This window comes from Microvirga sp. BF8 (genome assembly GCF_059888585.1).
Genome location: NZ_CM187619.1, coordinates 3,805,776 through 3,825,735, shown reverse-complemented (window position 1 = coordinate 3,825,735; position 19,960 = coordinate 3,805,776). Strand labels below are relative to the sequence as shown.

Sequence of the window (19,960 nt, the reverse complement as noted above, 5' to 3'; positions counted from 1 at the left end):
CCAACCTCGGAGCACTCTCCTGAAGAAGAAAAGCCCCGCCATTTGGTGGGGCTTTTTATGTCCTGAGGTTGGATAGCAGGGCCAGGATGAAGCGAGTGACGGGAATGTCGCTGAACTCGCTTCGTGAATCGATGCAGACATCGCAGCGAGACATGCTGGGAGCTGAGCAGGTCCCTAGAGCAGGATCAGCCCCCTTCGCCGGTTTCTATAACAGTATGGATCCGGTGTTATTGGCGTATCACTCCTGCGCCCATAACGTTCATTTGAGCGGAACCATTTCGTCCTTTGTCCGTTATGTTTCGCCGGTATCCGCACGGGGAAGTCGACGAGACCATTGAAGCGCATTTAGGATCCGGGCTGTACCAATTTGAAATAATATCACGAGGGGCCTATGCCTGAAGTCGAACCTTTCGCTCCGCAGCTTGACGACAGGCTGCTTCTCAAGGCCTTGCGCGCTTTCCGTAAAGGCGACTTCTCCGTCCGGCTGCCGACTGACTTGATCGGCATCGATGGCGAGATTGCCGAAGCGTTCAACGACATTGCCGACCTGAACCAAGGTCTCGCCAATGAACTCGACCGGGTGGCAAAAGTTGTCGGAAAGGAGGGCCGGATCGGCGAGCGAGGCCGACTCGCTGGGGCGACAGGCTGCTGGGACGAGTGTATCAACTCTGTCAATGCCATGATTGGCGATATCGTACAGCCTACCATCGAGGTGGCGCGCGTTATTGGCGCTGTGGCCAAGGGTGATCTCGGTCAGGCTATTGAGCTGGAAACCGATGGACGCCCCCTGCGGGGCGAATTTCTGCGGATCGGTAAGGTCGTCAACACGATGGTTGGCCAGCTCGGAAGTTTTGCGGCAGAAGTGACGCGCGTCGCGCGAGAGGTGGGATCTGAGGGTAAGCTCGGCGGCCAAGCAAAGGTCAAGGGTGTTGCCGGCACTTGGAAGGACCTTACCGACAACGTCAACCTGATGGCGGCGAACCTCACCGGCCAGGTGCGCAACATCGCCGAGGTGACGACCGCGGTCGCGAACGGCGACCTGTCGAAGAAGATTACCGTCGATGTGAAGGGTGAGATCCTGGAGCTGAAAGATACCATCAACACCATGGTGGATCAGCTCAACTCCTTCGCCTCGGAAGTGACTCGCGTCGCCAAGGAAGTGGGATCCGAGGGTAAGCTTGGCGGCCAGGCACAGGTGCGCGGGGTCGGCGGGGTCTGGAAGGACCTCACCGACAATGTCAACATGATGGCAGAGAATCTTACCGGCCAAGTGCGCAACATCGCCGAGGTAACGACCGCGGTTGCCCGCGGTGACTTGTCGAAGAAAATCACGGTCGATGTGAAGGGCGAGATCCTCGCCCTGAAGTCCACCATCAACACCATGGTCGATCAATTGAACTCCTTCGCCTCGGAAGTGACACGCGTTGCGCGCGAGGTGGGTACCGAGGGAAAGCTCGGCGGCCAAGCGCGCGTAGAAGGCGTCGGCGGCGTATGGCGCGATCTCACGGAAAACGTCAACCTGATGGCGGCCAACCTCACCGGCCAAGTGCGCAACATCGCCGAGGTGACGACCGCGGTCGCGAACGGCGACCTGTCGAAGAAGATTACCGTCGATGTGAAGGGTGAGATTCTGGAGCTGAAATCCACCATCAACACCATGGTGGATCAACTCAATTCGTTTGCGGGAGAGGTGACGCGCGTCGCGCGCGAGGTAGGCACAGAAGGCAAGCTCGGCGGTCAGGCACAAGTGCGCGGGGTCGGTGGGGTCTGGAAGGACCTTACCGACAACGTCAACATGATGGCAGCAAATCTCACGGCGCAAGTCCGCAACATCGCCGAGGTGACGACCGCGGTCGCGAACGGCGACCTGTCGAAGAAGATCACCGTTGCCGTCGAAGGTGAGATCCTGGAGCTGAAATCCACCATCAACACCATGGTGGACCAGCTCAACTCCTTCGCCTCCGAAGTGACGCGTGTCGCGCGAGAGGTGGGATCTGAGGGCAAGCTCGGCGGTCAGGCGCGGGTCGAGGGTGTTGCCGGGACCTGGAAAGACCTCACCGACAACGTCAACCTGATGGCGGCGAACCTCACCGGCCAAGTGCGCAACATCGCCGAGGTGACGACCGCGGTCGCGAACGGTGACCTGTCGAAGAAGATCACCGTCGATGTCCGCGGAGAAATCCTGGAACTGAAATCCACCATCAACACCATGGTGGACCAGCTCAACTCCTTCGCCTCCGAAGTGACGCGTGTCGCGCGAGAGGTGGGATCTGAGGGCAAGCTCGGCGGTCAGGCGCGGGTCGAGGGTGTTGCCGGGACCTGGAAAGACCTCACCGACAACGTCAACCTGATGGCGGCGAACCTCACCGGCCAGGTGCGCAACATCGCCGAGGTGACGACCGCGGTCGCGAACGGTGACCTGTCGAAGAAGATCACCGTCGATGTCCGCGGAGAAATCCTGGAACTGAAATCCACCATCAACACCATGGTGGACCAGCTCAACTCCTTCGCCTCCGAAGTGACGCGTGTCGCACGTGAAGTCGGTATCGAAGGGAAGCTTGGAGGTCAGGCACAAGTACGAGGCGTTGCCGGCGTCTGGGAGGATTTGACAGACAACGTCAACATGATGGCGAACAACCTCACAGGTCAGGTTCGGGGGATCGCCAGTGTCGTCACCGCAGTCGCCGAAGGCGACCTCAAGCGAAAGCTGACTGTGGATGCCAAAGGAGAGATAGCGGCGCTGGCCGACACAATAAACGAAATGATCGATACGCTAGCGACCTTTGCCGACCAAGTGACGAATGTCGCCCGGGAGGTGGGGGTCGAAGGCAAGCTCGGTGGGCAGGCAAGGGTTCCTGGCGCTGCAGGTCTATGGCGGGATCTAACGGACAATGTGAATCAGCTGGCAGCGAATCTCACGACTCAGGTCCGCGCCATTGCGGACGTGGCTACCGCGGTTACGAAAGGTGACCTGACGCGGTCGATCACCGTCGAGGCCTCGGGCGAGGTGGCGGCGTTGAAGGACTATATCAACGAAATGATCCGCAATCTGCGCGATACGACACTGAAGAATGCGGAGCAGGATTGGCTGAAGACTAACCTCGCGAAATTCACTCGAATGCTGCAAGGGGAACGGGATCTCTCGACTGTCTCCAATATGATCCTGTCAGAGATTGCGCAGCTCGTGAATGCACAACATGGTGTATTCTATACGGTGGAGACAGACGACAGCGAACCAGTTCTCGAGCTTGTGGCATCCTACGCTTTCACAGAACGAAAGCATCTCGCGAACCGCTTCCGCCTGCGGGAGGGAATTGTCGGACAGGTCGCCTACGAGAAGAACCGGATTCTTCTGACCAATGTGCCGGGCGACTACGTGAAGATCAGCTCAGCTCTCGGCGAGGCGACTCCTCTCAACATTATCGTGCTGCCGGTCCTCTTCGAGCAGGAGGTGAAGGCCGTCATCGAGCTTGCTTCGTTCAATCGCTTCTCAGAAACTCACCAGTCTTTTCTGGATCAGCTGACGGAATCGATCGGCATCGTCCTAAATACGATTGCTGCAAATATGCGCACCGAGGGCCTGCTGAAGCAGTCCCAACTCTTGACGACGGAGCTACAGAGCCAACAGGAGGAATTGAAGAAGACTAATGATCGGCTGGAGCAGCAGGCTGCGACCCTGCGCCAGTCCGAAGAGCTTCTCCGCCAGCAGCAGGATACATTGCAGAAGACGAACGAAGAGTTGGAAGAGAAGGCGCGCCTTCTTGAGTTGCAGAAGCGGGAAGTTGAGGTCAAGAACCAAGAGGTTTCTATTGCGAAGACCGCTTTGGAGGAGAAGGCCGAGCAACTTGCGCTTACATCACGTTACAAGTCACAGTTTCTCGCGAATATGAGTCACGAGCTTCGGACCCCTCTAAACTCCCTCCTCATCCTTTCGAAACTCCTAACAGAGAATTCGGAAGGAAATCTGTCGGACAAACAGTGCGAGTTTGCCAGGACGATTCATGCAGCGGGATCCGATCTGCTTTCTTTGATCAACGATATTCTCGATCTGTCGAAGATAGAATCTGGAACTGTCAGTCTGGAGATTTCCAGCGTTGACCTCAAGGATCTCGTTGACCACATGGATCGGACATTTCGCCAAATCGCTGAGGAGAGAAGTCTCGATTTTCATATCGAGGTCGATCCCAGTCTCCCACCAGCGATCCAGACGGATACAAAGCGTCTCCAGCAGGTGCTTAGAAATCTCCTTTCAAACGCTTTCAAATTTACCGAGCAAGGGGGAGTCACCCTCCAAATCGGCTCGGCAGAGGGCTCGCCATTGCGGGCGGGAAGCGAATGGATAGCCTTGTCCGTGACCGATACAGGCATCGGTATTCCAAAGGAGAAGCAGCGAATTATCTTCGAAGCCTTCCAGCAAGCCGACGGCACCACGAGCCGCAAATACGGTGGAACGGGACTTGGACTCTCCATCAGCCGCGAGATTGCACGCCTGCTCGGAGGCGAGATCGTCGTGTCGAGCGCGCTGGGAAAGGGCGCGACATTCACTCTGTTCCTTCCGATAAAGCCGCCTGCAAATCATATAGTGCCTGCTGCATCGTCCGGTACGCAAATTGGCGTAAGCGCCGAAGGGGAGCCGACGAATGCCAATGACATGAGCTCGTCCATTCTCCGTCAGCCCCCCGCTGCCATGGCGCTTTCTGCATCTCTCGATGATCGACACTCAATCGTTCCCGGGGATCGTATCGTTCTGATCATTGAAGACGATGCCATGTTTGCCTCGGTGCTTCTCGAACTTGCGCGCGAGGAAGGTTTCAAAGGCCTCATCGCGATGGATGGGGCAGCTGCCCTAGCCCTTGCGCATCGCTACAAGCCACATGCGATTACGCTTGATATTGGACTCCCCGATATGGATGGCTGGGCGCTGCTCGACCTTCTGAAGCACGACCCGCGAACACGCCATATTCCCATCCATGTGATCTCGGTGGACGACCAGAAGAAGCGCGGTCTGAGAGCCGGGGCGTTCGGCTTCCTAGAAAAGCCGGTCGACCGAGACGCACTCATGGGAGCCCTCAACCGGACGAAAGAATTCATCGATCGCCCGGTCAAGAAGCTTCTCCTCGTAGAAGACGACGACAATCAACGCATGAGCATCACTGAACTCGTCCGCGATGATCAAGTCGATGTGACGGCCGTCGGGACCGCCGAGGGCGCTCTGGAGGCGATCCAGGCCCGGCGTTTCGATTGTGCAATCGTCGACCTTGGACTGCCGGACATCTCAGGAGCTGAGCTGATTGAGCGCATTCGCAGGACGCCAGGCGGCGAAGAGCTGCCGATCGTTGTCTATACCGGTAAGGATCTGACCAGGACAGAGGAGCGGCGTCTCGAACGGATTGCCGCAACTGTCATTGTGAAGGGAGAGGGCTCGTCGGAACGGCTCCTCGGTGACACTGCGCTCTTCCTGCACCGTGCTATCAATTTGGTGTCCGAGCAAAGTCCGATAATTGTCGAACGCCGGAATGACGGTTCCTTGGAGGGACGAAGTGTTCTGATCATCGACGACGATATGCGCAATATCTTTTCATTAACGAGCGCTCTCGAGCAGCAGGGAATGTCGGTAGCGTTCGCTGAGAATGGAGAGGAGGGGATCGAGAAGCTCAAAGCGATGCCCAGGATCGACCTTGCTCTCGTCGATATCATGATGCCCCAAATGGACGGCTATGAGACTATGCGCCAGATCCGCAAACTTGAGCGCTACCGCGACCTGCCGCTTATCGCAGTTACGGCCAAGGCTATGAAGGGAGACCGGGAAAAATGCCTCGAAGCTGGGGCAACGGATTATGTCTCGAAGCCCATCGACATCGATCAACTGCTCGCAGTTCTCCGGGTTCAACTCGGTCGAAGTGCCCACATCGCAGATGGGCATTCTGCCCCCAATGGTGAAGCGCAATCCAGGTCGAGATCATGAAAGAGCGGTTCAAGCCTCACGAGTCGCGCTCGGCAAGTCTTTTACCGGTACCGACGCGCACGATCCAGGACTTGGTCTCTGCCAAGATTCTTGTTGTGGACGACGACTCCCGGAATCTCAGAGCGGTCGCAGAGATCCTCAACACTCCCGGAATAGAGATCGTCCTGGCGGATTCGGGCGAGGCTGCGCTTCGCCATGTGCTTCAGGATGACTTTGCGGTCATTCTGCTCGACGTGCAAATGCCTCGCCTCGACGGATATGAAGTGGCTGACCTGATACGCAAGCGGCCCCGTTCGTCTCGGGTCCCGATCATATTCCTGACAGCCTATAACAAGGATGACCTTCACGTATTCCGTGGCTACTCTGCCGGCGCTGTCGACTATGTTTTCAAGCCCATCGAGCCCTTGATCCTGAAGTCGAAGGTCGACATCTTCGTGGACCTGTACCGAAAGACCGAGGAAATCCGGCGCCAGGGAGAAGAGGAGCGACGACTCCTCATGGAAAACTTGCGGGTTCGCAGCGAAAAGCTGAAGACAGAGGAAGCGCTGCGGCGGCGCGAAGAGCATCAGTCCATCGTCCTTCAATCTCTCCCAATCGCACTCTATACTTCAACTGTAGGTGGGGATAGTCGTCAGCTCCAGTTCACTAATGAGAGCATTGAGCGAATCACGGGATTTCGGGCTGAATCCTTCGCCGACGATCCGGAGCTCTGGTCTTCCCGTCTCAACCCCGACGACAAGGAACGAGTGCTTAAGGAGCTTCAACGCCTGAGAGAAGAAGGTAGCGTCACGCTTGAATACCGCTGGCTCTGTGCCGACGGCGTGGAACGTCACTTTCTCGATCAAACGGTTCTCATGCGCGACGGAGATGGAGGATTTGGCGAAGTTTTCGGCATGTGGTTCGATATCACGGAGCGCAAGCAGATGGAGCAGGATCTGCTTCATACCAGCAAGCTCGAGGCGATCGGGCGCCTGACGGGAGGAATCGCTCACGACTTCAACAATATGCTGAGTGTTGTGATCGGAAATCTCGATCTTCTGCAGAACACCCTCAGGGGAAACAAGAAGGCGGAACGACGGATTCGAATGGCTATCGATAGCGCTCAGCATTGCGCGGATCTTACTTACCGGCTCTTGGCATTTTCACGTCGTCAGCCATTGCAGGTCTCCACGGTCAATGTGACGACGCTGATGCCCGGATTTCTGGAACTCATGCGCCGTACTCTTGGAGAACACATCAACGCAAATCTCCAGATGGCACAGGATATTTGGCCTATCGCAGTCGACCGGGCGCAGCTTGAGGCAGCCCTTCTCAATCTCGCCGTGAATGCCCGCGATGCGATGCCTGATGGTGGTGACCTGACTATCACGGTCGAAAACCAAGCGGTCGCGGAGGGACAAAGCCATCCTCCTGGCGAGTTTGTGGTTCTAGCAGTCAACGACACAGGCATCGGGATGTCACCGAACGTCCTTCAGAAAGTCTTCGAACCATTCTTTACGACAAAGGAAAGCGGCAGGGGAACCGGGCTCGGACTGAGCATGGTCTATGGGTTTGTCCAGCAATCTCATGGTCATATCGAGATTGACAGCGCTCCCAATAAGGGAACGGAAATTCGAATTTTCCTGCCGCGGGCAAAGGAGAGCAGCGAGATTCCGGCAAGCGCGCAAACGGATCCAGTCAGCCCTTTCGGCTCGGGACAGACAGCTCTTGTTGTCGAAGATAATGCATCGGTCCGACAAGTTGCAACATCAACGCTCAGCTCCTTGGGCTTTGATGTTCTCGAGGCTGAGACCGGCGATGAAGCGGTCCATGTCCTGCAATCGAATGACCAAGTCCGACTGGTGCTGTCCGATGTTCGTATGCCGGGAGAAGTCACCGGAGTTGACCTTGCGCATTATATCAGTAACGAGAGGCCCGATGTGCAAGTTCTGCTGACGACGGGCTATGTCGAAAATGTGGACAAGGTCGATCAGTTCGAACTCCTCTATAAGCCATATCGCGTCACGGATCTTGCGGAGAAAATTCAATCCATGATGGTTCGACGGCAGTCAGATGAGAATAAGGGGTCGAGATCGATCTCTCCCGTTTCCTGACGCCCCCGCGGCACTTTCGCGGCAAGGCCTCGCTCCACCGTAACACCCGTGGCCGGCCATCGACCAGGGCGGAATGGCATCGCGTACACTTGGACAACATCTCGCAAGCTTTCCACTCCACTTCATCTGCTTTATGGATTAACGCTGTATTTCGTGTGGCTGCGCCTTGTCTTTTTGAACGAGGAGCCCGTTGAAGCGAGAGGCCGAAGGTCTGCGAGCCTGCCGGAAGTGGGATCGGTTGAGCAATGATGACGTCGAAGAAGTGGCTGCTCAGAACTGTGGCCGCCGTGGCCGCCGCCGGGGCCATCTATGGGGCATGGTGGTTTCTCCAGCCAAAGGCATTGCCCGCAGGTCTGGCAAGTGGCAACGGGCGCATCGAGGCCGTCGAGATCGATATTGCGACAAAGGCGGCAGGCCGCGTCCGGGAGATTCTCGTCGACGAGGGTGATTTTATCAAGGCGGGTCAGGTTCTCGCCCGAATGGACACCGATGCCCTTCAAGCTCAACTCAAGCAGGCTGAAGCCCAGCGGCAGCAGGCCGTCGTGAGCGTAGAGACGGCACGGCATCAGGTGGTGCAGCGCAAGGCCGAGAAACAGGCCGCTCTCTCCTTGGTAGCCCAGCGCGATGCCGAACGAGATGCCGCACAGAGGCGTTTCGCTCGATCCACGGAGCTCGCGTCGCGGGGCACGACCTCGCAACAGGTGCTGGATGATGACCGGGCCGGCTTCGAAAGTGCGAAGGCGGCTGTCAGCGCAGCCGAGGCTCAGGTCGCGGCAGCGGATGCCGCTGTCAGTACGGCTGAGGCCCAGGTCATCAATGCGCAGGCGGCCGTCGACGCTGCAATAGCGACGGTCGAGCGAATTCAGGCCGATATCAGGGACAGTATCCTGCAGGCGCCGCGGGACGGACGGGTGCAGTTTCGTGTCGCTCAGCCCGGCGAGGTCCTGGGAGCCGGTGGCCGAGTCCTCAACATGGTCGATCTCAGTGACGTCTACATGACCTTTTTCCTGCCGACGGAGGCGGCCGGGCGCGTGGCGATCGGGTCAGAGGCCCGGATCGTCCTCGACGCGGCGCCTCAGTATGTTGTTCCAGCCAGGACTTCTTTCGTGGCAGATGTCGCCCAGTTCACGCCAAAGACGGTCGAAACAGCCAGCGAACGGCAGAAACTGATGTTCCGGGTCAAGGCGCGAATCGGTCCCGACCTATTGCGCAAATATATCCGCGATGTGAAGACTGGTCTGCCCGGCGTGGCGTACGTCAAGATCGATCCAGCAGCCGAATGGCCGTCCAATCTGCAGAATATTCTGAAGTGACAAGGGCCATGGTCAGCGCAGCTTCAGCCTTCGTTGCCCAGGTCCGCGATGTCAGTCTCGTTTATGGCGCGACTCGCGCACTCGACCATATCAGTCTTGATCTCCCGGCCGGCCGTACAGTCGGCGTAATCGGCCCCGACGGTGTCGGAAAATCCAGTCTGCTATCCGTGCTGGCGGGGGCCCGTGCCATGCAAACTGGCAGGATCGAGGTGCTCGGTGGCGATATGGCCCTTGCGCGCCACCGCCAGGATGTGTGCCCGCGCATCGCCTATATGCCCCAGGGGCTCGGCAAGAATCTCTATCGCACGCTCTCGGTATTTGAGAATATCGATTTCTTCGGCCGCCTGTTCGGACAGGACCAGGCCGAACGCAAGCGCCGAATTGCTGCTTTGGTGGAGAGCACCGGTTTGGCACCGTTCGTCGACCGTCCGGCGGGCAAGCTGTCCGGTGGAATGAAGCAGAAGCTCGGCCTGTGCTGTGCGCTTATCCATGATCCCGACCTTTTGATCCTTGACGAGCCGACGACTGGAGTAGATCCCCTGTCGCGCCGCCAGTTCTGGGAGTTAATTGATCGGATTCGGTCCGATCGGCCTGGAATGAGCGTGGTGGTGGCGACTGCCTACATGGAAGAGGCGGCACGTTTCGACTGGCTCGTGGCCATGGATGAAGGACACGTGTTGGCTACCGGCACCGCCCAAGACCTGAGCGATCGAACCGGGACGTCGTCGTTAGAGGAAGCCTTCATCGCATTATTGCCCGAGGACAAGCGCCGCGATCACAGATTGGTAGAGATAGTGCCGCGCTCTGAAAGTGATGCGGAAATCGCTATTAAAGCTGAGGATCTGACCATGCGCTTTGGCGACTTCGTGGCGGTCGACCATGTGAGCTTTCAGATTCCACGTGGCGAGATCTTCGGATTTCTCGGCTCCAATGGTTGCGGCAAGACAACGACCATGAAAATGTTGACGGGGCTCCTTCAGGCGAGCGATGGACGGGCCTGGCTCTTCGGGCAGCCCGTTAATGCGCAGGACCTCGGAACCCGACGGCGCGTCGGCTACATGTCGCAATCCTTCTCGTTGTACGCGGAGCTGACGGTTCGGCAGAACATGGAGCTGCACGCCAAGTTGTTCCAGGTGCCGGACGACGTTATTCCCGGTCGTATCGAGAAAATGGCAAGACGGTTCGATTTGTCTGATGTCCTGGACATTTTGCCGGACAAGCTGCCTCTCGGTCAACGGCAGCGCTTGTCACTGGCGGTCGCAACCATTCATGAGCCTGCGATGTTGATTCTCGACGAGCCGACCTCGGGTGTCGATCCGATCGCGCGCGACGCATTCTGGCGGATCATGATCGATCTCGCCCGCAAGGATGGCGTCACGATTTTCATCTCAACTCACTTCATGAACGAGGCCGAGCGCTGTGACCGCATCTCTCTGATGCATGCGGGGCGCGTCCTCGTGAGCGATACGCCCGCCGCCCTTGTCCAGAAACGTGGCGCCACATCCCTGGAGGAGGCGTTTGTCGGCTATCTGGAGGATGCCGTTGCTGCAAATCGAGCAGGCGTCGAGGCACGCACTGAGACGGGGCTGCAGCTGCCACTGCTGCCAGTAGAGGAAAAAGCAGCTCCGTCGACGCCGATCCCAGCCAGTCCTGCGAGGATTCGGAGGACCAACCGGTTCTTCAGTGTCAGGCGTATGTTCAGCTACAACATGCTGGAAGCGCTTGAGCTGCGACGCGATCCCATCCGTGCGACCCTGGCACTTCTCGGCAGCATCATTCTGATGTTCATCATAGGATATGGCATCAGCTTCGATGTCGAGAACCTGTCCTTTGCGGTTCTGGATCGGGACCAGACGACGACCAGCCGCGATTATACGCTGAACTTGGCTGGATCCCGCTACTTCATCGAACAAGCTCCGATCAAGGACTATGACGATCTCGACCGGCGTATGCGGGCGGGGGAGCTTACGCTGGCGCTCGAAATTCCTCCGGGATTCGGACGTGATATCGCGCGCGGGCGACAGGTCGAGATCGGCGCTTGGATCGATGGCGCCATGCCAATGCGCGCCGAGACCGTGCGTGGATATGTTCAGGGCATGCACAGTCAATGGCTCGCCGGTAAGACGGCGATGGCAGGTCTCGCAACAATCGAAACCCGTTTCCGATATAATCCCGACGTCAAGAGCCTGCCGGCCATGGTGCCGGCCGTCATCCCGCTGTTGCTGCTGCTCATTCCGGCCATGCTCGCCGCCCTTAGCGTCGTGCGCGAAAAAGAGCTTGGCTCGATCATCAATCTCTATGTTACGCCGGTGACCAAACTAGAGTTCCTGCTTGGTAAGCAATTGCCCTATATCGCTCTTGCGATGCTCAATTTTCTGCTGCTGACCCTGCTCGCTGTCACAGTTTTTGATGTACCTCTCAATGGGAGCTTCCTGACCTTAACCGCGGGCGCACTGGTCTACACCTTCTCGGCGACAGCGATGGGACTTCTAATTTCGTCATTCATGCGCAGTCAGATCGCGGCAATCTTCGGCACTGCCATCGCAACTCTGATTCCTGCCGTTCAATATTCTGGCATGATTGATCCGGTTTCCTCGCTGGAAGGTGCAGGTGCCCTGATCGGCCGGATCTATCCGACCACGCATTTTTTGACTATTTCCCGCGGAACCTTCTCGAAGGCGCTAAGTCTGGGCGATCTGCAGAGCTCCTTTTGGCCGCTGCTGATCGCCATGCCGGTCCTCATAGGACTAAGCGTCCTGCTCCTGAAGAAGCAGGAGACCTGACTTATGCGCATTTCCAACATCCTGAATCTTGGAATCAAGGAACTGCGCAGTCTTTCCCGCGATCCGATGATGCTTTTCCTCATCGTCTATTCGTTCACGTTCGCAGTCTATGCCGGGGCCACTGCGATGCCGGAGACGCTGAACAAGGCGCCCATCGCCATAGTCGATGAGGATCGCTCACCCCTGTCGGCACGCATTGTCGGTGCCTTCTATCCCCCATTGTTTCTGCCGCCCGAATTGATTACGCTGGCGGAGATGGACGCTCGCATGGATGCTGGACTGGATACCTTCGCCCTCGACATTCCACCCAATTTCCAGCGAGATGTTTTGGCCGGCCGTCAGCCAGCGATTCAGCTTAACGTCGATGCGACCCGCATGAGTCAGGCCTTCACGGGCAATGGCTATATACAGGCTATCGTGAACGGCGAGATAAACGCCTTTGCCGAGGGTTACCGTTCCGTGCCGATCCTTCCCGTCGACCTCGCTCTTCGGGCCCGGTTCAACCCGCAGTTGGAGAAATCCTGGTTCGGTTCGGTGATCGAGGTTATCAATCAGGTAACTATGTTGTCGATCATACTGACCGGCGCCGCTCTGATCCGCGAGCGTGAGCATGGCACTATCGAGCATTTGCTCGTCATGCCCGTCACGCCGCTTGAAATCATGGCGAGCAAGGTATGGGCGATGGCCTTGGTCGTACTCGTAGCCTGTGCCTTCTCGCTGGCTTTTATTGTACAGGGCCTTCTGGCGGTTCCGATTGAAGGCTCCGTTGCGCTTTTCCTGGTCGGCGCCTTCCTACATCTGTTCGCCACCACATCGATGGGAATCTTCCTGGGCACGGTCGCTCGCAACATGCCCCAATTTGGAATGTTGCTCATCCTTGTCATGATCCCGCTGGAGATGCTGTCGGGCGGAACAACTCCGCGCGAGAGCATGCCGGAACTTGTCCAGTATGTTATGCTCATCGCCCCGACAACCTATTTTGTCATGCTTGCGCAGGCCATCCTGTATCGCGGCGCAGGCTTATCCGTGGTCTGGCCACAATTCCTGGCGCTCCTGATTTTGGGCGCGGCCTTATTCAGCTTCTCTCTGGCAAGATTCCGCAAGTCTATCGCAGAGATGTCATAGGCACCTGTACGGGCGGGCCATGCGAGCAAACTTTGCGCCCACCTTCGGAAATCCGGACCAGCTCCAGCCCTTCAGTGCATTGCTTACGGATGCGTAGATATGCACGAGTCCTGCCGACCTCGCCACGGCGATCCTCCTCTCCATCATTGCGGAACGAATGGGATCAGGGCTTGGGGCCGGATGTCGGAGGCGTGCCGGCGGTCAGGTTGCCGTCCGTGCCGTACTGGAGCACCTGCACCTTCTCGAGGGTGACGAGCCCGCTTCCCATGAGTTCGTCCAGGGCGGGCAGGAAGCCATCGATCTTCTCCTGGCTGTCGACGATCTCAATCACGATTGGAAGGTCCTCGGACAGGCGCAGGATCCTGGTCGTATGAAGTCTGCTCGAATGCCCGAAGCCCATCGGACCGCGCAGGATCGTGGCACCTGCCATGTGCATCTCGCGAGCCTTCAGCACAATGGCCTCGTAGAGTGGGCGGCCCTGGCACTTGTCGTCCTCGCCGATGAAGATTCGCAGCAGCATCGCGTTCCGGGGAATTTGCATGGTCAGGCACCTTTGAGCTGGTTGAGGGACGAAGCGGCGATATGGCCGAGCCAGACCGCCACCAGACACAGAAAGAAGGAGAGGACGATATTGCCCCCGGCGCGTCCGACCTCGCCGTCCCGGATCAGGGCGAGCGTCTGGACGCTGAAGGACGAGAAGGTGGTGTAGCCGCCGCAGAAGCCGACCATGACGAACTGCCGGGTCTCGGTGCTGACGAACAGGCGGCCGTCGGGTCCCGTAATCGTCGCGAAGAACCCGATGATGAAGGAACCGACGACGTTGACGATGAGGGTGCCCCAGGGGAATGTCTCGCCGAAATGGGTGGCGACGAAGCCCGAGGACCAATATCGCGCCCCGCCGCCGAGGGCGCTCCCCACCATGACATAGAGATACATCATGGGCATGCCCCCCTTTTGCCCCGGCCGAGCGGGACGATCATTGCTTGATCACCAGGACCTGACACGGCGCGAGTTCCATGAGGCGGACCGTGGCGCGGCCTATGATACGGTTACAGAGCGCAGAATGGCTCATGTAACCCGCGACCAGCAGGTTATCGACGACGTGCGCATCCAGCCAGACGTTTTCCATTGCACCTCTCCTCTCGGCCTGTGGCCGGATCCAGTGGGTGCGTGGCGGCGTGAAAAAACCCGCTGGCGGCGGGTTTAATGGCTGATCCCCACCGCATGTCGCCACGCGGCAGGAGTCATCAGCCCGGATGGGCGGTTTTGGGGGACTCCATCCCCTTCGACCTGTCCTGGAAAAGGTAGAAAATCGTGCCGTGAACGTCAACGGTGCGGCCGCAAGTGACCTTCGTGCTATGATGCTGCGCCGGGGGCGGAAGGCAGATGCTATGAGCGCGATGGCAGCCCTGGTGCTGGGTGGAGGTGGCCTGATCCTGGCCTGCCTTTGGAGCCTGCATGTCGGGGGGAACCGCCAGGGTCGACGGGGACTCGCCTCCGCCCTGGTCGGCGGGATCGCCGCCATCCTGCGGGCTATCGAGATGCATGACCTCGTCTCCGACCTCGAACGGATCGCACACGGGGAGGTCGGGAGCAATCTCCCCGTCCTGATCCTGCCGCCAGCGACGCTCTACGAAAGCACGGCCGATCGTCTCGATCGCCTCGACCCCCCGCTTCCACGGCAGGTGGCCTGCTTCTATACGTGTCTCCTCACCTTGCTTCGGGACATTGAGGCTCTCGCGAATACCACGTCCGGGACTGCCCGGACCGAGCATGCACAGCGACTTCTGGCGGATCTGCGGGATACGCTTGATCTTGGCGACGACATCCTGCGCGGGTTACGGCCGCTCCTCACACAGGGTCGCATTCGGTTCGAGTTCCGCCGCCGCGTGATTTCGACAGCGCCCGTCTACAGAATGAACCCGTCGTGGAGCTTGAACCATCCTTCTCGTCGCAGTTCCTGAGCTTGGTCTTTCTGCTCGGGACAGGCAAGAATCCTCTGTCAACAGGACACGGCGCATCTCCGGGTGCCTCTTACAGCCACTGATCCGCCGGACAATCCAACAGCCAAGCCCTATCGCAGCTTTCTCCATTGCCATGATCATTGCCTCCTGACGCGACGCAGTTCGCGGCGATCTCGTCAGAGCGGCCGTTCGGACTGTGTGCCAAGCTGTTCCGGGCGGTGATCTATGGCTCTGGTCGACTCGTGAGACACGGATCAAGAATGACAAAGTTCGCAGCCATCTTGCGATAGCTTCCGGTCATGATCACGGTATCGCCGACCTTCAGGTCGTTCGTACTGTAGGTTACACAGAGGACCTTCGCGTCCGGCTCGGTGCAGATTCCCATATAGGCGAGCACCCCGTCGAAGTGCACGAGGCTGAGAGCGCCGACCGCGCTGAAGTCGACCCGATCCAATCCAGGCGGATTTGGAACGTTTTGGATCACATCCTTGATCTCATGGCAGCGGGCGGGTCTCTCCGGAATCATTTCGGCAGGCGCGAACGGCCCCTTGTCCAGTCTGCCTCGCCCCGATACGGCCTGGACCGGCGGGATGACTGCCGCCAGCGTGAGGAGGGCAGCAAACCCTATTTGAACCATATGTCTCATCAGCTGTCCTTACTGAGCAACTCGACGGATTGTTCTGGCCGCCCGGCCCGATGCGATAGGGCCGATTGTCCCAACTGGCGTCTCCCGCGGGCATGCATCCCCGCACTTCAGAAACCACGCAGACACGCCACGCGCATGCAATGCGCGTGGCGTGCACCTTTCATCGCCTCTCGGACAGTTGCAAAAGGCGGGCGATCTCAGTGCGGGCGCGTCACGCCGGACTGGCTGTCCAGCGCGGTCAGGATCCGGTGCGCGGCCTTCACACGGGCGGGGACGGGGAGGTTCTTGTTCGCCAGCATCACAATGCCGATACTTTGGGCAGGCAGAAAAGCCACATAGGCACCGAAGCCGTTTGTCGATCCGGTTTTGTTGATCAGCACATTTTCCTGAGGCGCCAGTGGCGGCGAAAGCCTGCGGACTTCATTAGGCTTGAACATCACCTGGACGGAGTTCCCCGCAAGCAGCCGGCCGAGATCCATCGGATAGGCATACATCTCCCATCCCAGACCCTGAATCATCTCCCCGACTTTATAGTATCCGGTATGCGTTGCCACGATCGCGCGTTGCATGGTCTCGTTCAACCTCGAGCCATTCATATTCGCCTCGACGAAGCGCATGAGGTCGGCTGCCGATATCTTCACGCCATAGGCTTCCGAGTCCCAGATGCCAGGCGTCACCCGGATCGGCTTGTCGTCCTTGGAATAGCCGTAGGCGTAGTCGTCCATCCTGTCCGGGGGGACCCTGATGTAAGTCCGTTTCAGGCCGAGCGCCGGGAAGAGCATGCGTTCCATCAGGTCGTCGAAGGGCTTGCCCATGCTGCTGGCGGCGAGGTGGCCGAACAGACCAATGCTGGGATTCGAGTATTGCCGATGGGTGCCGCCCGGATAGGTCGGGCGCCAGCTTCGGTAATAGGCGATCATCGTGTTCCGATCAGTAACGCCATCGGGAAACTGCAAGGGCAGGCCACCCGCCGCATAGGTGCCGAGATCGAGAAGGCTGACTTGGTCGAAGCTGCTGCCCGCCAGAGCGGGCATATATCGGCTCGCCTTGTCCGAAAATGACAGGGCTCCCGTCACTTGCGCATAGGATGCGAGAGTCGCAGTGAACGTCTTACTGATCGAACCGATCTCAAAAAGCGTATCCTCGGTGACTTTCTGCCCGCTCTCCCTCGAGGCAACGCCGAAATTGAAGAAGTGGCGTTTGCCGTGGACCGTGACCGCCACGGCCATGCCCGGCACCTTGTTCTCTTCCATGACGGCCCGGATCGCTTCATTCACGATCTGCACGAGACGATCCTGGCTGCCGCTCTCAGAGGCATGGACCCCTGGGCCGAAGAACAAGGAAGCGGCTGCAAGACTTCCAAACCATCGCCGTGTGATCATGGCAGTTCCTCCATTGACCGGCAGAACTTGACCAATGCACCGGATTCCCACAAACGAGGAATTCTCGATGAAGCCATTAGAAAAACTTGGTCTTCGGCATGATCCGACCGCATCTTCCCCTCAATGCTTTGCGGGCGTTCGAAGCCTCCGCCCGGCATCTCAGCTTCACCCGTGCAGGGCTTGAATTGCGCGTGACGCAGGCCGCGATCAGCCATCAGGTGAAAGGCCTTGAGGAAATGCTGGGCGTCACACTTTTTCGCAGACTGCCGCGAGGTCTTGCTTTGACGGACGAAGGGCAGGTGCTCGTGCCTGTGCTCACGGAAGCGTTTGAACGGATCGGTGCGACCCTTGGTCGGCTGGAACACGGCCAGATCGAGGAGGTCGTCACGGTCGGGTGCAACAGCACTTTCGCGAACGGATGGTTGCTCCAGCACCTGGACGAGTTCCGAGCCAGGCATCCCCTCATCGACCTGCGCCTGCTGATCAACAACAACCGGGTCGATGTGGCAGGCGATGGACTGGACCTCGCTCTCCGATTTGGCAACGGATCATGGCACGGAACAGAAGCCGTTCATCTCCTGTCGACACCGTTCTCGCCAATCTGTGCGCCTGCGACTGCCAAGCGCCTGCGCCATCCTTCGGATCTCGCACGTGAAACTCTGCTGCGCTCGTACCGTGTTGAGGAATGGCCTCTCTGGTTCGGGATGGCGGAGACCCCATGTCCTGCCATCCGCGGGCCGATGTTCGACAGTTCCGTGACGATGGCGGAGGCTGCCGCGCAGGGTCTGGGCGTTGCTCTCGTTCCGGTCTGCATGTTCCAGCGCGCTCTTGCGGCTGGGCGGCTCGTGCAACCTTTCGAGGTCGAGGTTTTGGCCGGCTCCTATTGGCTGACGTGGCTCAAGTCCAGGGCCCTGACCCAAGGAATGGAGGCCTTTCGGGATTGGCTCGTGCCGAAGGTGGCCAGATTGGGATGGTGACGGTCGCCAGTCTCGACGGGCTTGTGCCCGTTCAGTCCGACAACGGATCGCCTCATGCGCCGCCGCTGGTGCAGAGGGCTTGGAGTGGGAATCGTCGGAAACTGCCCTGCAAACCAGCTAGCGGCCAGTGACTCGAACTGTTGTCCCTCACTCAACGTAGAACTACGCTACGGGAGAACTTGGCACTCTGCGTCCGGAGCGGGAACTTGACAGCTCTGATACAGATCGGAAGGGAATGGCCGCGATGACGACCCCGTACAACCCGAGCCAGGCTTTGGAGTCACCATCGGTGGCGCGCAACCGCGATCCGATCCTGACCGTCCTGAGACGTGTCCTCGCTCCAGCCGGAAAGGTTCTGGAGATTGGCAGTGGGACCGGGGAACATGCCGTCTATTTCGCCGCCGCGTTGCCGCACCTGACATGGCAGCCCACCGACCAGGACGAGCAGGCTCTGAACAGCATCTCTGCCCATCGAGCCGCTTCGGGATTATCCAATCTTCTCGAGCCGCTCACCCTCGATGCCGCCGCTCCGGAGTGGCCGGTCACGGGGGCTGACGCCGTCGTCGCCATCAACATGGTCCACATCTCACCCTGGAAGGCAACACTGGGGCTGTTGGCTGGGGCAGCGCGGGTGCTCCCGCCTGGAGGCGTGCTCTATCTCTACGGGGCCTACAAGGAGAGCGGTGCCCACACGGCTCCAAGCAATGAGGCCTTCGATCAGGACCTCAGGCGGCGGAACCCGGAGTGGGGCGTCCGCGATCTTGATGAGGTGGCGGAGCATGCCCGCGCCCACGGGCTCGACCTCGTGGAATGCATCCCGATGCCCGCCAACAATCTCAGCCTCGTGTTCCGGCGGTAGTGGCACCGGTTAGGTCGAACGGTGTTTTGGGGCTGCGGCTCTGTCAGCGGTTTCCCTGCGACCCGACCGCAGCAGGAGCCAACCGCCGATCAGCATCACGGCACCCCAGGCGAGGAATGCGATGTCCCAGTAGATCCACTGCTCCCGCGGCGCCGTCTCGTTGACGTGATGGATGCCGAGGATCTGGTGGTCGATGATGCCCTCCACGAGGTTGAAGAGGCCGAAGCCCATCAGGAACGTGCCGGCCAGAAGCTTGCCCGACCACCGGACATGGTTGGTGCGGGAATAACGCCACAGGATCCAAAGTCCGAGGGCAGTGAAGACGTAGGTTCCCGCATGGAAGAGGCCGTCCCACAGGGTGTTCACCTTTAGGTTCTCTACGCTCTCCGGCGGGTAGCCGGCGCTGGTGAGCATATGGTGCCATTGCAGGATCTGATGCAGCACGATGCCATCGTAGAACCCGCCGAGGCCGAGCCCGAACAGGATGCCTGCTGAGACCGGAAAGCCTCCGGTTGTTCTTTCATTGCCATTCATGACGGCCTCCTGCGCTCAGATCGGGCCATTTGGAAACGTCCGGCTTGCAAGGAACGGACCGGGCGGCGAAGCGGTCCTGATCGGACCCGAACGCCCGCCGCGCGATGGCACCTGCCTCATCCCTGTGGGCAGCCGTGGTGGCGGCTCCTTCTATGGGCACCTGGATCCGATCGTGAGCGAGGGACGTCGCGGCGGTCCTGGGTTTGTGCCTCCACTTGGCCTGGACCGGGGCGGCAACCTGTCTCTGCATTGTCTTGGTGGCCTGCAGTTCCCTGGCCCCGAAACGGCTCTTCTCCACCGCCCTTCCGAGGATCGGCCG

At 59.1% G+C, this 19,960-nt stretch carries 14 protein-coding genes and 1 riboswitch; of the genes, 8 read left to right on the top strand and 6 right to left on the bottom strand.

Annotated elements, in window-relative coordinates; translation table 11 throughout:
• Positions 1-391 precede the first annotated feature (391 nt).
• The 5 genes from AC522E_RS18085 (at position 392) to AC522E_RS18065 (ending at position 13,279) form a co-directional block, all read left to right on the top strand.
• Entirely contained in the window at positions 392-5,965 is a 5,574-nt protein-coding gene (locus AC522E_RS18085; RefSeq protein WP_500747617.1) for a hybrid sensor histidine kinase/response regulator, read from the top strand.
• Positions 5,962-8,058, top strand: coding sequence for a response regulator (locus AC522E_RS18080; protein ID WP_500747616.1), 2,097 nt, complete (start codon positions 5,962-5,964; stop codon positions 8,056-8,058). Before AC522E_RS18085 ends, AC522E_RS18080 begins: the two co-directional genes overlap by 4 nt.
• 245 nt (positions 8,059-8,303) lie before the next feature.
• Entirely contained in the window at positions 8,304-9,371 is a 1,068-nt protein-coding gene (locus AC522E_RS18075; protein WP_500747615.1) for an HlyD family secretion protein, read from the top strand.
• Positions 9,372-9,379: 8 nt separating this feature from the next.
• On the top strand, positions 9,380-12,154 hold the full coding sequence (rbbA, locus tag AC522E_RS18070) for a ribosome-associated ATPase/putative transporter RbbA (RefSeq protein ID WP_500750752.1): 2,775 nt from the start codon (positions 9,380-9,382) through the stop codon (positions 12,152-12,154).
• Between the two features lie 3 nt (positions 12,155-12,157).
• Complete coding sequence (locus AC522E_RS18065) at positions 12,158-13,279, top strand: ABC transporter permease (protein WP_500747614.1); 1,122 nt, start codon at positions 12,158-12,160, stop codon at positions 13,277-13,279.
• A 163-nt stretch (positions 13,280-13,442) separates the two neighbouring features.
• On the opposite strand, the gene AC522E_RS18060 is transcribed toward AC522E_RS18065, so the two are convergent.
• Genes AC522E_RS18060 through AC522E_RS18050 form a run of 3 tightly spaced genes read right to left on the bottom strand, consistent with a single transcriptional unit; the run spans position 13,443 to position 14,408 of the window.
• Complete coding sequence (locus AC522E_RS18060) at positions 13,443-13,820, bottom strand: DUF190 domain-containing protein (RefSeq protein WP_500747613.1); 378 nt, start codon at positions 13,818-13,820, stop codon at positions 13,443-13,445.
• Positions 13,821-13,822: 2 nt separating this feature from the next.
• Positions 13,823-14,218, bottom strand: coding sequence for a fluoride efflux transporter CrcB (gene crcB / locus AC522E_RS18055; RefSeq protein ID WP_500747612.1), 396 nt, complete (start codon positions 14,216-14,218; stop codon positions 13,823-13,825).
• Positions 14,219-14,255: 37 nt separating this feature from the next.
• The gene (locus tag AC522E_RS18050; protein ID WP_500747611.1) at positions 14,256-14,408 is read right to left on the bottom strand and encodes a hypothetical protein; all 153 of its coding nucleotides are present in this window, start codon (positions 14,406-14,408) and stop codon (positions 14,256-14,258) included.
• A 102-nt stretch (positions 14,409-14,510) separates the two neighbouring features.
• Positions 14,511-14,572: riboswitch (Fluoride riboswitch) on the bottom strand.
• A gap of 98 nt (positions 14,573-14,670) precedes the next feature.
• Here AC522E_RS18050 and AC522E_RS18045 point away from each other — a divergent pair.
• Positions 14,671-15,243, top strand: coding sequence for a hypothetical protein (locus AC522E_RS18045; RefSeq protein WP_500747610.1), 573 nt, complete (start codon positions 14,671-14,673; stop codon positions 15,241-15,243).
• A 223-nt stretch (positions 15,244-15,466) separates the two neighbouring features.
• On the opposite strand, the gene AC522E_RS18040 is transcribed toward AC522E_RS18045, so the two are convergent.
• Positions 15,467-15,880, bottom strand: coding sequence for a hypothetical protein (locus tag AC522E_RS18040; protein WP_500747609.1), 414 nt, complete (start codon positions 15,878-15,880; stop codon positions 15,467-15,469).
• A 206-nt stretch (positions 15,881-16,086) separates the two neighbouring features.
• A complete protein-coding gene (ampC, locus tag AC522E_RS18035) occupies positions 16,087-17,271 on the bottom strand; it encodes a class C beta-lactamase (RefSeq protein ID WP_500747608.1) in 1,185 nt (394 codons plus the stop codon).
• Positions 17,272-17,369: 98 nt separating this feature from the next.
• Here ampC and AC522E_RS18030 point away from each other — a divergent pair, with 98 nt between their 5' ends.
• Entirely contained in the window at positions 17,370-18,248 is an 879-nt protein-coding gene (locus tag AC522E_RS18030; RefSeq protein ID WP_500747607.1) for a LysR substrate-binding domain-containing protein, read from the top strand.
• 244 nt (positions 18,249-18,492) lie between these two features.
• Complete coding sequence (locus tag AC522E_RS18025; RefSeq protein WP_500747606.1) at positions 18,493-19,107, top strand: DUF938 domain-containing protein; 615 nt, start codon at positions 18,493-18,495, stop codon at positions 19,105-19,107.
• Positions 19,108-19,116: 9 nt separating this feature from the next.
• On the opposite strand, the gene AC522E_RS18020 is transcribed toward AC522E_RS18025, so the two are convergent.
• Positions 19,117-19,641, bottom strand: a complete 525-nt coding sequence (locus AC522E_RS18020) for a DUF2243 domain-containing protein (RefSeq protein ID WP_500747605.1) — start codon at positions 19,639-19,641, stop codon at positions 19,117-19,119.
• Between the last annotated feature and the right edge of the window lie 319 nt (positions 19,642-19,960).

What these genes read in the sequence shown, in the direction of transcription:
- AC522E_RS18085 (WP_500747617.1), top strand. Translation starts at nt 392, where the DNA reads ATGCCTGAAGTCGAACCTTTCGCTCCGCAGCTTGACGACAGGCTGCTT.
- AC522E_RS18080 (WP_500747616.1), top strand. Translation starts at nt 5,962, where the DNA reads ATGAAAGAGCGGTTCAAGCCTCACGAGTCGCGCTCGGCAAGTCTTTTA.
- AC522E_RS18075 (WP_500747615.1), top strand. Translation starts at nt 8,304, where the DNA reads ATGATGACGTCGAAGAAGTGGCTGCTCAGAACTGTGGCCGCCGTGGCC.
- rbbA (WP_500750752.1), top strand. Translation starts at nt 9,380, where the DNA reads ATGGTCAGCGCAGCTTCAGCCTTCGTTGCCCAGGTCCGCGATGTCAGT.
- AC522E_RS18065 (WP_500747614.1), top strand. Translation starts at nt 12,158, where the DNA reads ATGCGCATTTCCAACATCCTGAATCTTGGAATCAAGGAACTGCGCAGT.
- AC522E_RS18060 (WP_500747613.1), bottom strand. Translation starts at nt 13,820, where the DNA reads ATGCAAATTCCCCGGAACGCGATGCTGCTGCGAATCTTCATCGGCGAG.
- crcB (WP_500747612.1), bottom strand. Translation starts at nt 14,218, where the DNA reads ATGATGTATCTCTATGTCATGGTGGGGAGCGCCCTCGGCGGCGGGGCG.
- AC522E_RS18050 (WP_500747611.1), bottom strand. Translation starts at nt 14,408, where the DNA reads ATGGAAAACGTCTGGCTGGATGCGCACGTCGTCGATAACCTGCTGGTC.
- AC522E_RS18045 (WP_500747610.1), top strand. Translation starts at nt 14,671, where the DNA reads ATGAGCGCGATGGCAGCCCTGGTGCTGGGTGGAGGTGGCCTGATCCTG.
- AC522E_RS18040 (WP_500747609.1), bottom strand. Translation starts at nt 15,880, where the DNA reads ATGGTTCAAATAGGGTTTGCTGCCCTCCTCACGCTGGCGGCAGTCATC.
- ampC (WP_500747608.1), bottom strand. Translation starts at nt 17,271, where the DNA reads ATGATCACACGGCGATGGTTTGGAAGTCTTGCAGCCGCTTCCTTGTTC.
- AC522E_RS18030 (WP_500747607.1), top strand. Translation starts at nt 17,370, where the DNA reads ATGATCCGACCGCATCTTCCCCTCAATGCTTTGCGGGCGTTCGAAGCC.
- AC522E_RS18025 (WP_500747606.1), top strand. Translation starts at nt 18,493, where the DNA reads ATGACGACCCCGTACAACCCGAGCCAGGCTTTGGAGTCACCATCGGTG.
- AC522E_RS18020 (WP_500747605.1), bottom strand. Translation starts at nt 19,641, where the DNA reads ATGAATGGCAATGAAAGAACAACCGGAGGCTTTCCGGTCTCAGCAGGC.